This window comes from Nocardia sp. CA-119907, assembly GCF_050955995.1.
Classification (GTDB): Bacteria; Actinomycetota; Actinomycetes; order Mycobacteriales; family Mycobacteriaceae; genus Nocardia.
On sequence record NZ_CP192091.1, the window covers coordinates 7,387,837 to 7,399,394 of the forward strand.

The following is an 11,558-nucleotide window of genomic DNA, read 5'->3' on the forward strand; positions in this document are numbered from 1 at the left end:
GCGACTTTCGCGCGGCGACAGCTTCGATGATGGCAATCGAGGCAATCCCATCCCGCGAAACAGCAGTGCTCATAGCAATGCCTTCCGCACAGCAGCCGCGCGCTCGCGCAACGCATCCAGATCACCGCTGGTGCACGCATCACCGACGAGCGGCGAGCCCATGCCGAGTGCCTCGGCACCGGCATCCAGATACGCTCTGACATCGGCGAGACCGATTCCTCCTGTCGGCACCAGCGGGATCTGCGGCAGCGGACCCCGGATCGCCTTCAGATATCCGGGTCCGCCGACCGAGGCCGGGAACACCTTGACCATGGCGGCGCCCGCGGTCCAGGCGCTGTGGATCTCGGTGGGTGTGAACGCACCACAGATCACCGGGACGCCCATGCGGCGGCCTTCGGCGATCACCTCGGGACACACGGTCGGCGTGATCAGATACGCCGCACCGGCGTCCACAGCTCGTGTGGCATCGAGGGCGGTGAGTACCGTGCCCGCGCCGACCGGGTGGGCGAATCCGGAGCTGTCGCGCAATGCGTCCAGCGCGCCGGGGGTATTGAGCGTGAACTCCACCGCGGTAATGCCCGCCTCGTGCAGGGTGGCGGTCACCTCGGCGAACCGGGTGGCCGACGGGGCACGCAGAATCGCGATCACCGGCAGATCGAGGGGCAGGTCGTGCTCGGTCGTCATGGGTTGCTCACCAACCTCGCGTCGGAGTACGTATTCGTCGAGAGTCCGGTCGCACCGGGCCTGCAGGTGAACAGCGAGCCCGCACCCGGTGCCGCGGAACCTTCCGCGGCGGTGGTGATCACGAGGACATCCAGATCCGGTCCGGCGAAGGCGCAACTGGAGACCTGCGGCGGGCCGATATCGATGACCGCGTGCGGTCGGCCCGCGGGGTCGAACGCACGCACCTGTCCGGCGCCCCAGACCGCGACCCAGACGAAACCCCGTGTGTCCACGGTCAAACCATCGGGGAGACCATCCGGGAATTCCGCGAAGGTCCGGCCACCGCTGAATGTGCCGGTGGCCATGTCGTAGTCGAAGGCATCGACCCGATGCGTCGGGCTGTCGGCGTAGTACAGCGTGGTGCCGTCCGGGCTCCAGCCGAGACCGTTGGAGATCGTCACCTGCTCGCGCACCATGCGCACCGTCGCATCGGGGTCGAGACGATACAGCGCGGCGGTGCCGACGATTTCGTCCTCCGACATGGTCCCGGCGAACAGCCGACCGCGCGGGTCGGCCTTGGCGTCGTTCATGCGTCGACGCACCCCGTCCTCGGGCAGGGAAAGTGCCGCGACCTCGGTGATCGTCCCGTCATCGGCGATATGCAGAAAGGTGTCGACAGCGGTCGCGATCAGCCCGCCCGATGCACACGGCACCACCGCGCTGACCCGCCTGCCCACCGCAACGGTGGAACGGCGTTCGAGGTCGCCGTCGCGCAGGGCGGCACGATGGATGCGCCCGGCCGGGATATCGACCCACAACAGCTCATTGGTGCGGTCATCCCAGACCGGTCCTTCACACAGTCTGCCGGGCCGCGGCGAGCACCGGTCGGCTTGCAGTTCGATCATCGTTTGCTCCTGGTGTGAGTTGGCAACGGCGGCGGGCTACGTCGGGAGCCCGACCGCGCGTTCCCCGCTGCGTCGCTGCTGGATGACGACCGCGGCGACCAGCAATGAACCCTGAGCGACGTTCTGCCAGAAGGTATTCACCCCGACCACGTTGAGCCCGTTGTCCAAGGCACCGAGCAGCACAACGGCGAGCAGCGTGCCGCCGATGGTGCCCTTGCCGCCCTTCAACGCACATCCGCCCAGTGCCGCCGCGGTGATCGCCTTCAGCTCGAGCCCTTCACTGCCCGAGACCGGCTGTCCGGAGCCGGTCCGCGCGGTCAGGATGATTCCTGCCACGGCCGCCACCGCACCGGCCAGCACGAATACCGCGATGAGGTACTTGTTGATGTTGATTCCGGAAAGCCGTGCGGCCGTGTCATTTCCGCCGATGGCGTAGATATTGCGGCCGATATCGGTGTATTTGAGCAGCACATGCATGCCGGTCGCGACCACCGCGAGGATGACCACCGGCACCGGCAAACCGAGAATCTTGCCGCGGGCGATGAAGATGAACACATCATTGCCCAGCACGAAACCCTGAGCCTTACCGCCGGATATCAACTGCGCGACGCCCTTGAACGCGGCCAGTGTGGCCAGCGTCGCGATGACCGGATTGACGCGACCATAGACGATGATCAGCCCATTGATCGACCCGAGCACCAGCCCGACACCGATCGCCGCCAGAATGCCCAGGAAGGCATTGTCGGCGGTCGCGGTGAACGCCATCGCGCTGATCACCGACGCGACACCGGCCTGCGAGCCGACCGAAATATCGAGTGCGCCACAGATGATCACCACCGTCTGCACCACGGCGAGCAGACCGAAAACCGTGACCGCTTCACCGATTCCGGCCAGATTCGCCGGATCGAGATAGCCGTCGTTGAGCCAGGCGAAGATCGCCACCACCACCGCGAGCGCGCCGATCAGACTGAGATTGCCGCTGCCGATCGCCTGCACCAGACGCCGCGGCGTGAGCGTGGCCGCACCGCGCGCCAGGATCGAGGGCGGCGCGGTGGCGGCGGTCTCCACCGGGAGTGAGAGTTGTTGGTCTGTCATGGGTTTCCTCGAGATGTATGCGACAGGTCTGCGGCCATGGCCAGCGCGAGAATCGCCTCCTCGCTGGCCTCGCCCCGGTCCAGCTCGCCGGTGACCCGGCCGTGCTGCATGACGACGATCCGGTCGGCCAGGCCGAGCACTTCGGGAAGTTCGGAGGAGATCACCAGCACCGCGACGCCGGATTCGGCCAGTTCCTCGATGATGTGGTAGATCTCGACCTTCGCCCCGACATCGACACCGCGGGTCGGTTCGTCCAAGATCAGCACCTTGGGTTTGCGCGCCAGCCAGCGGGCCAGCACCACCTTCTGCTGATTGCCGCCGGAGAGCTTGCGCACCTCCTGCTCGATGGAAGGTGTTCGCACCCTCAGTGATTCGACGTACTGCCGAGCCAGCCGCCGTTCCGCGCCGCGCCGGACGAACCGCAGCCGCCGCAACCGGTCGAGCATCGCGAGCGAAATATTGTCCCGCACACCGCGATGCAGCAGCAGCGCCTGCGCCTTGCGCTCTTCCGGCGCATACCCTAATCCGGCCCGCACCGCATCCCGCGGCTGCCGCAGGCGCAGCTTCTTACCGTCCACCCGCACTTCCCCCGAGCGGATCGGCAGATCACCGGCGAGCGCACCGGCCAGTTCCGAGCGGCCCGCGCCGACAAGTCCGGCCAGCGCGACCACCTCACCGGCGCGCACCCGCAGGCTCACTTCCGACACATCGTCGGTCGTGACCGCATCCGCGTCGAGGACGACCCGACCCGGCGTCCCGTGCTTGCGCGCGAACAACGTCGACAGATCCCGGCCGACCATCATCCGGACGATCTCGCGATCGGTGGTCTCGCCGGTCGCCCGCTCGCCGACGAGCGCGCCGTCGCGCAGCACCGCGACCCGGTCGGCCAGCCGGAAGATCTCCCGCATCCGGTGCGACACATAGATGACCGCGAGGCCCTGCTCCCGCAATCGGCCGATCAGCGCGAACAGCGATTCGGTCTCATGGTCCGAGAGCGAGGAGGTCGGCTCGTCGAATGCGATCACCTTGGCGTCGGTGGTCAGCGCCCGCATGATCTCCACCAATTGCCGTTGTGCGGCAGTGAGTTTCGAACCGAGGATGTCCGGATCGAGATCACGGTCGAATCCCAGTCGGGCGAGGTCGGTACGCATGCGCTCGCGCAGTGCCGCCCGGTCGAGCAGGCGACCCGCGCGCCGCGGCAGCGCACCGAGGTAGACGTTCTCGGCGACCGAAACATGCGGAACGATCTCCGGCTCCTGACCGATCACCCGGATCCCGGCCGCCCGCGCGGCGGCCGGGGTGGCCATCTCGAATCGCACACCATCCAACTCGAGATGGCCACTGTCCGGGCGGTGATCGCCACCGAGGATGCGGATCAGGGTGGATTTACCCGCCCCGTTCTCACCCATCAGCGCGGTCACCGCACCAGCGGGAAAATCCAGGCTCACTTCGCGCAGGGCCGGCACCCCGGCGAAGCTCTTGCTCAGCCCGGACACCCGCAGTCCGGTCAGCTGCATGTGACGCCCGCCTGCTGCCAGTTGGTCGAATCGACCATCTTGGTCGGCGCGTACGCCTCGGGCGGCATCTGCTTGCCGTTCTTCAGGTAGTCGTAGATCGTCTGAACCGACAGCGCGCCAACGTCTTTGCCATTGATGAACAGCGCGGCCTTGAATCCGGTCGGCTTGCCGCCGCGCCATTCCTTGCAGGCCAGATAGGCGCCGAGGCCGACACCGAGCACATTGTCGGCGGAGTATCCGGCGTTCTGGATGGCAGCGACACCGCCGCTGACATTCTCGTCATTGCAGCCCATGACAATCCAGTTCTTCACCGACCGGTTGCCCGACACCGTTGCCGAGATCTTGTTCTGCGCATCCGATGGGGTGTTGTCGGTGCCGACCTCGATCACCTTGACATCCACACCGGCGGCCTCCCGGAATGCCTTCTGATTGGCCTTCACTCGGTCGGTGCAGACGGTCACGTCCTGCTTCCAGGCGTCGATGATCGCGGTCTCCTCCGGCTTCCATCCCGCCTTCTTGAAGTCCTGACCGGCGCGGGTGCCGACCTCGGTGCCCATTTGGGTGCCGCTGAAGCCCACCCGGGGCACGAGATTGTCCTTGGCGCAGGACGCCGGATCCGGACCGTTCGCACAGACCTGGTCATCGGAGGTCAGCAGCGCGACGCCACCGGCCTTGGCCAGCTGCGCGACCTGCGGGCCGACCGACGGATCGGGTACCACCACGATCACGCCGCTGGCCTTCTGGTTGACCGAGTTCTGTACCTCGGTGACCGCCCGGTTCGCGTCATTGCCGAGATTGACCACCTTCAGGTCGATGCCCAATTCCTTGGCCTTGGCCTTGGCGCCATCGGCCTCGCCGATGAAGTACTCCTGATCGCCCTGCTTCTGGGCATACACCAGGCTGATCGGGCCGCTGGTGTGTTGCGGCCCGGTCGCCTTCGAGTTGTCGTCCTTGCCGGATGAGCAGGCCGACACGGCTAGTGCGAGCGATACCCCGCAGAAAACGGCTCTGGTCCAACGGCTTCGGTGGGTCCAGGACATGGGGCGCTCCTTGTGTGATCTGCCGCGCACTCGGCGTCTGGTGGTGACCTGGGTTACAGTAGGACTTCCGCTAACGGTTGTAAATACTGTTGGCCGAAGTGCTCGGGTAACGTCTGCGAATATCAATCGAAAGGAGATGGCCCGACCGTGTACCAGCTGACCGCGCGCGACATCAGACGCCGGAACCGCTTCTACGTGCTGCAGGCGGTATATGCCGCCGAGGGCCACACCAGCCGTCAGGAGATCGCCCGAGCCACCGGGCTTTCGTTCGCGACGGTGGGCAATATGATCGCCGAGTTATTGGACGTCGGGGTGCTCGCCGAACTCGGCTATGACGCGCCGGGGGTCGGCAGGCCGCGCGCCCAGCTGGCGATCAATCCGGAGCGCGGCATGCTCGTCGGCGTCGATATCGCCGAAACCAGCATCCACTTCGACCTTTTCGACCTGGCCATGACGGTGCTGCGTTCGGTCGAGATACCCGTCGATCCCGAGGCCACCCGGCCCGACGATGTCGCCGAACTCATTATCCGCGGCATCCGCGAGCTGACCGCCGACGATGCCGACAAGGTGCTCGGCGTCGGATTGAGCGTGCCCGGCCTGGTCGAGCCGGAGGGCGGGGTCTCGGTGTTCTCGCCGTACTGGCACTGGCACGATGTTTCGCTCAAGTCACTGCTCGCACCGCGCCTGCCGCATCCGCTGTACCTGGACAATCCGCTGAAAGCCAGTACGGCGGCGCATCTTTGGTTCGGGGCCGGACGCGATGTGGACGATCTGATCTTCGTGACACTGCGCGCCGGTGTCGGCATCGGTGTCGTCATCGATGGCACGCTCTACCGCGGCGTCACCAATAGCGCGGGCGAATGGGGCCACACCAACCTCGTCCTCGACGGACGCTTGTGCCGCTGCGGGCGTCAGGGCTGCGTCGAGGCCTATGTCAGCGCCCCCGGCATCGTCCAGACCCTGCGCGAATCGGACCCGGCCAGTTCGCTTTTCGGACCCGACGACGCGGCCACCATCACCGCGATCGCCGCCGCGGCCGCACGCGATGACGCCACCGCACTCGAAGTCATCGAAAAGACCGGCAGCTACCTGGGTGTCGCCGTCGCCAACCTGGTGAATCTGTTCAACCCCCGCACTATGGTCTTCGGCGACCTGGTCGCCAACGTCCTCGGCGAACGCCTACTGGAAGTAACCCGACGAGTAGCCGCCCACCACGCCATGTCCGACCCATTCGCCGCAGTGACCCTGCAACTGTGCACCCTCCCCCACAACCCCTCCAGCCTCGGCGCCGCCACCTTCGCCCTCGAAGGCTTCCTCGCCGACCGCGAAACCTTCGGCTCGATAGCCGCCCGCCGCGCCATCCGCACCTCGAGCACCTGACGCGATTCCCCTGCGCGGCAATATCTCGGACCGGTCGCGCCCCGATCGAAGGCTTCGTCATCTCGGCTCGTCCCGGCGATTTCCACGCCGGCCTGAACCGATCAAACCGCCGATCAACCAAAGCCGGGGCAGTCTCGTTTGATGCCTACGTGGTTGAAACCGCACAAAGACGGACCGGGGATTTGTTGCCGAGGTGCCTCTCTGGAGAGTTACTTGATATAGCGGGCTCCCGACAAGATCGACATCCGTTGCAGCACAACTATTTCTCATCCTACAGTGGTTAGGAACGCGTACGATGACACCTCAAATCGTCTCACTCACACCCTCTTCCGGCCCCGAAGCGGGTTTCAACTCCGTGGTTATCGCCGGCTCCGGATTCGCCAATGTCGGTCCATTGACCGTGGTTTTCGGCACGACGGCAACGACATTCACCATCGACTCCGATACTCAGATCACGGCCATCGTCCCGCCGGGGACGGGCACCGTGGACGTCACCGTCACCGCACTGCTGGACGGCACGAGCAACCCGATGCCCTACACCTACGACACTCCTGCTCAGGGCCTCATCTACGTCAGCGATGGCATAGACACGGTGTATTCGATACCGGCCGCCGGCGGCACGGCAACCCCCGTGGTAACCGGCCTGAATCGACCCATGGGTATCGCCCGCGTCGAAAACACCCTCTACATTGCGGAATTCGCGGCCAACCGGGTGGTATCGGTGCCGACGACCGGTGGTGCGGTCACCCCCCTGGTGCCGCCGAACGGTGGCCAGGAAGCCCGCCTGGCTGCGAGCGGTCTATCGGGCCCGACCGATGTCAAGGTTTCCGGTAGAAGGCTCTACATCACCGACAGCGGGAATCTGAGGGTGGTGTCCGCGCCGATCAGTGGCGGGAACCCCACCTTGGTCGCCGGTGGACTCACCGGCGCATCCGGCATCGCCGTTTGATCTCAGCAGGACTGCTAATTTATCCGCGCGTTGTTCCCGGCCCGAACCGGGCGGGGACCATCGCGGGTACCGCGACGCCGCCTCCCGCACCGAAAGGGTGCTCCTCGAATCCGTCGAATTTCGCCTTCAGCAATAGATTGCTGTACCCACTCCGACTGCTCGTCGAGCGTAGTCATATGGCGGTCGAACCCCAAGGGCATGCGCGACCACCATTCGACTACGACGAAACCAGGCCCCGGGCTCGATACGGCAGGAGCTATCTGGACGCGGCACCAGGAATCTGCTGAATAAGGCTTGTTCGGCAGATTCCTAGCGGAGTTCGTTGGCAAGCCGTCGGGCCCGATCGCAGTTTTCCCCATCGGTCAGGACGCTGACAGTGGGGACATCGACATATACCACCTTGTCGCCGAAACGCACCAGCACGCCGTGAGCGGGGTGATAGGCGTCCTTGGTGACAGTGCAGAACGCTTCGTCGCCGAGCCGGGTGTCGTTCAGGAAGAAGGTTCTCAGCGTTACTGTGTCCTGGGGGTCGCGGGTGAGGGCTTTTTCCCGCTCACGTCGGAATACAGCTGTCGCATCGCTCCCGGTGTGCGTCCTCGCGAACACCATACTGCTGCGCACGCGGTCGCCGTCCTTCCATCCGCTGACATCCCGAGCGCACATGTCCCCTTCCGCCAGCACGTTCCTGGCCATGCCCGGGGACGGAGCGGCGGAAGGCGGGGGCTCGTAATCGAACCTACCAACCGTCGTTCCGGCCCCGAGCACACGGATGACGTCCCTCTCCGACAACTTCTTGCACCCATCGCTGAATTCGTTGATCAGGGGGAGAGCGTAGTAAGCAGCTGCTATCGACCCTGCTAGCGCGACCGCCGCTGCTAGCATGAGCGCCACTGTCGCTGCTGCTGTCCGCGGCGTCATTCCGCGTTCGCGGACGACCGGGGTCTGGATACGCGCCAGCAGCCACTGATGGGACTGCTGGGAGGTCCGTCGCTTCGGTGTGTCCGGATCGAAGCGACCGGGGTCAACGACCTTGCGGCCGGTGCGTTTTGAATCCATCGGTACCCCTAACAGCGCCTTCGTATTCGGCAAGTACACTAACGCAGACCATCAATTCCGGCGCTTTGCATCTTCGTTCCACGGCGTTGTCGGCCGCGAACCGCGCCCCACCGAACGGGAGCAGTTGTTCGGCGTTCGGCCCGTTCGCGTTCGCGCTGCTGATGTATCGACCGCTCCCGTTCGGCGTCGGCATGGGTTCGGGGTTGGTAAGCGTCGAGCATCTTTGTCGGGTTGGTGGTGTTGAGCCCCAGAATGCCCATGATCTCCGGCGAAAGCCCGGCCACTTTCGCGAACGCTCGGGCATTGTCGCGTTCCTGCTCAGGCGTTCGCTGCGGTGCAGGCGGTTGCTGCTGGGGCTGTTGCCCGCGCGAGGGTTCGATCACACGAGTACGATCCCCGCGCTGATTCTCTCGACCCTCGCGCAGGATGGCCTGCACTTGCTCTGGGCCTGGAGGGTGGACGTGCGTGTTCGCAACGCAATGGCCAGTTTTCGCAAGGTCTCCACTCGGACCTCTGTGCGCTCGCGTTGCTCGAGCTTTCGGATCAACGACAGTGAGCAGCCGGAAGTGTCTGCCAACGTTGGGTCAGGGCGCGCCGCTTTCGCAACGACTTCAGTCGCTCCCCAGGGTCCGCACTCATACATTCACGCTACGGCTGATTCGCAACTACGTCACGGCCTTACGTCGCCCGAGGAACCCGAACACGCACGCCGAGGTTGTGCAACCGCCACATAGTGAGACCCCGCCCGGGGTGAGGAACCGGGCGGGATCGGGTGTCCCCCAACGAACGTCGTTGGGTTCTTCTTCGCTATCTACTTCGCCGGAGGAAGGGGTGGCTGGTTGATAGTGGAGAAGTATTGGATGGCGGCGCCGATGGCGACCGGGGCGGTCACCAGGAGTTGGCCCGCGAGGGTGCCGAGGGCGCCGACCGCGACGATGCCGCCGAGACAGCCGATGGCGGCGGCGGGGATGAAGGCGCCGAACAGGCCGACGATGGCGGCCGCGGCGACCGTCGCACCGGCGATACCGCCGAGCACGCAGCCGACAGCGCCGCCGCCGATGCCGCCCACCAGGGTGCCGATGGTGGCGCCCATGGTGATGGTGCTGGTCATGCGGGTCCAAGCGGCCTGTTCACGGTCGTACTCGGTCTTCCACGGCGCCTTGTCCTCGAAGGGCAACGCGACCGGCTTGTAAGTCGCGTGCGCCATATCGAACTGCGGCGTGAGAGTCGCTGTGCGGTAAGCGATATCGGCCGCGATCGGGAATTCGAAGTCATCGACGCGGAACTTCAGCGGCATGCCGGTGAGTACGGTCCCGTTGCTCGCCTTGATCTCGAAGACGCCGTCCTCGACGACCATGGCACCGGCGTCGGTTTTGATGATGCTCTGGGTGTCGGTGGCGGCGGCGGTGAATCCGACGGCGTCCGCACCTTCGGGCTGGGCACCGGCGGTACCGGCGGCGATGCCGACCGCGGCGACCAATCCGGCCGCCGCCGCAACGATTTTCCTCATCGTTATTTCTTTCCTCTCGGGTTTTCCAGGGGAGGTCGGGCGCGCGAGCGTGCGCCGAATGCCGGTCGCGGATCGCGCCGACAGGTCAGAGGTCGCCGGTCAGCGGGCGAGCAAGCTCCGTCACCCGGTGCCCTCGGCTATCTCGACTTCGCGACAACCGTCGCCGAGATGTAGCCGGTCCGCACCGGACGAATGCGCAGTTCATTCGCACAATCGACATTGACTATCGACGCGACTCCAACACCGTGTGTCCACCGAAACTGACGCCATGCCCACTGTGGCGCGATTGGTGGACCGAGGAGATCCGGTGGCGAGACTGCGTATCGAGCAGGTATCCAAGAAATTCGGCGCGACCTGTGCGGTGCGGGAGGTGAGCCTCGATATCGCCGACGGCGAGTTCATGGTGCTGCTCGGACCGAGCGGCTGCGGCAAATCCACCCTGCTGCGGATGATCGCGGGTTTGGATGACCCGACGAGCGGTCGAATCCTGCTGGGCGACACCGATATCACCGATCAGGCGCCGCAGCGGCGCGACCTGGCCATGGTGTTCCAGAGTTATGCGCTGTATCCGCATCTGACGGTGGCGAAGAATATCGGCTTTCCGCTGCGGGCACGGCGCGCACCGCGCGCGCAGATCGCCGAGCGGGTTTCGGCGGTGGCCGCGACGCTCGGACTGGCCGAGCTGTTGCGGCGCAAACCCGCCGCGCTGTCCGGCGGGCAGCGGCAGCGAGTTGCCCTGGCCCGCGCAATGGTTCGCGATCCGGGTGCCTTCCTGATGGACGAACCGCTGTCCAATTTGGACGCGAAACTGCGCAGTGCCACCCGGGCCGAACTGATTTCGCTGCATCGCGAGCTGGGCGCGACGTTTCTGTATGTCACCCACGACCAAGTGGAGGCCATGACAATGGCGGATCGAATCGCGCTGCTCAACGACGGTCGGCTGGAGCAGGTCGGCACGCCGACCGAACTCTACGATCGGCCGCGTTCGACCTTCGTCGCCGGATTCCTCGGTGCCCCGCCGATGAATCTGTTTCCCGCGGTCGTCACCCGGCGCGCGGACCGCCTGTACCTGGCGGCCGATGGCATCGACGCCGAATTGGCTATCACCGCAGCGGATTTCGGCGACGACATCGACGTCGTCGCCGGAATCCGCCCCGAGCAGTTACGCCCGGCCCCCGCCGACTTCGCGGTTCGCGGCCGGGTCACGATGGTCGAGAACCTGGGCAGCGAGGAACTGATCCACTTCAGCACCGGTGCGCACACGCTGTGCGCCCGCGCACCGCGCCCGGCCGGAGTCCGCGCCGAGCAGTCCATCGGGCTGCGCGTCGATCCCGCGCACCTGCACCTGTTCCACCCGGAATCCGGATTGCGCCTGACTTGGCGAGAGCCACAACGAGATTCGGCAGCAGCCTGATTCATCACACCCATCCGTCACCAATGAGG

The 11,558-nt window shown here is 65.6% G+C and carries 11 protein-coding genes; 3 read left to right on the forward strand and 8 right to left on the reverse strand.

Translation table 11 applies throughout. The annotated features are described in order from the left end of the window. Positions 1 to 69: 69 nt before the first annotated feature. From ACQP2D_RS33110 to ACQP2D_RS33130, 5 genes are read right to left on the reverse strand one after another with little or no spacing between them, the layout of a single operon-like run. Positions 70 to 684, reverse strand: coding sequence for a bifunctional 4-hydroxy-2-oxoglutarate aldolase/2-dehydro-3-deoxy-phosphogluconate aldolase (locus ACQP2D_RS33110; protein WP_433679837.1), 615 nt, complete (start codon positions 682 to 684; stop codon positions 70 to 72). After that, positions 681 to 1,568 carry an SMP-30/gluconolactonase/LRE family protein gene (locus ACQP2D_RS33115; protein WP_433679838.1) on the reverse strand — a complete coding sequence of 296 codons (888 nt, stop codon included), beginning with the start codon at positions 1,566 to 1,568 and terminating at the stop codon, positions 681 to 683. Before ACQP2D_RS33115 ends, ACQP2D_RS33110 begins: the two co-directional genes overlap by 4 nt. 36 nt (positions 1,569 to 1,604) lie before the next feature. After that, a complete protein-coding gene (locus tag ACQP2D_RS33120) occupies positions 1,605 to 2,663 on the reverse strand; it encodes an ABC transporter permease (RefSeq protein ID WP_433679839.1) in 1,059 nt (352 codons plus the stop codon). After that, a complete protein-coding gene (locus tag ACQP2D_RS33125; protein WP_433679840.1) occupies positions 2,660 to 4,180 on the reverse strand; it encodes a sugar ABC transporter ATP-binding protein in 1,521 nt (506 codons plus the stop codon). Before ACQP2D_RS33125 ends, ACQP2D_RS33120 begins: the two co-directional genes overlap by 4 nt. Beyond that, positions 4,171 to 5,220 (reverse strand): substrate-binding domain-containing protein, encoded by a 1,050-nt coding sequence (locus tag ACQP2D_RS33130; protein ID WP_433679842.1) that lies wholly within the window; start codon positions 5,218 to 5,220, stop codon positions 4,171 to 4,173. The genes ACQP2D_RS33125 and ACQP2D_RS33130 overlap by 10 nt, the downstream gene beginning before the upstream one ends. Positions 5,221 to 5,367: 147 nt before the next feature. On the opposite strand from ACQP2D_RS33130, the gene ACQP2D_RS33135 reads away from it, so the two are divergent. Both ACQP2D_RS33135 and ACQP2D_RS33140 read left to right on the forward strand, forming a co-directional pair. Continuing rightward, a complete protein-coding gene (locus ACQP2D_RS33135; RefSeq protein ID WP_433679843.1) occupies positions 5,368 to 6,600 on the forward strand; it encodes an ROK family protein in 1,233 nt (410 codons plus the stop codon). A gap of 295 nt (positions 6,601 to 6,895) precedes the next feature. Beyond that, the gene (locus ACQP2D_RS33140; protein WP_433679844.1) at positions 6,896 to 7,549 is read left to right on the forward strand and encodes an IPT/TIG domain-containing protein; all 654 of its coding nucleotides are present in this window, start codon (positions 6,896 to 6,898) and stop codon (positions 7,547 to 7,549) included. Between the two features lie 309 nt (positions 7,550 to 7,858). On the opposite strand, the gene ACQP2D_RS33145 is transcribed toward ACQP2D_RS33140, so the two are convergent. The 3 genes from ACQP2D_RS33145 to ACQP2D_RS33155 form a co-directional block, all read right to left on the reverse strand. Next, positions 7,859 to 8,605: a hypothetical protein gene (locus ACQP2D_RS33145; protein WP_433679846.1), complete on the reverse strand. Its 747-nt coding sequence runs from the start codon at positions 8,603 to 8,605 to the stop codon at positions 7,859 to 7,861. A 38-nt stretch (positions 8,606 to 8,643) separates the two neighbouring features. Further along, positions 8,644 to 9,042, reverse strand: a complete 399-nt coding sequence (locus ACQP2D_RS33150) for a hypothetical protein (protein ID WP_433679847.1) — start codon at positions 9,040 to 9,042, stop codon at positions 8,644 to 8,646. Between the two features lie 374 nt (positions 9,043 to 9,416). Next, positions 9,417 to 10,115 carry a hypothetical protein gene (locus ACQP2D_RS33155; protein WP_433679848.1) on the reverse strand — a complete coding sequence of 233 codons (699 nt, stop codon included), beginning with the start codon at positions 10,113 to 10,115 and terminating at the stop codon, positions 9,417 to 9,419. Positions 10,116 to 10,422: 307 nt separating this feature from the next. Here ACQP2D_RS33155 and ACQP2D_RS33160 point away from each other — a divergent pair, with 307 nt between their 5' ends. Beyond that, positions 10,423 to 11,529, forward strand: coding sequence for an ABC transporter ATP-binding protein (locus tag ACQP2D_RS33160; protein WP_433679850.1), 1,107 nt, complete (start codon positions 10,423 to 10,425; stop codon positions 11,527 to 11,529). Positions 11,530 to 11,558 lie beyond the last annotated feature (29 nt).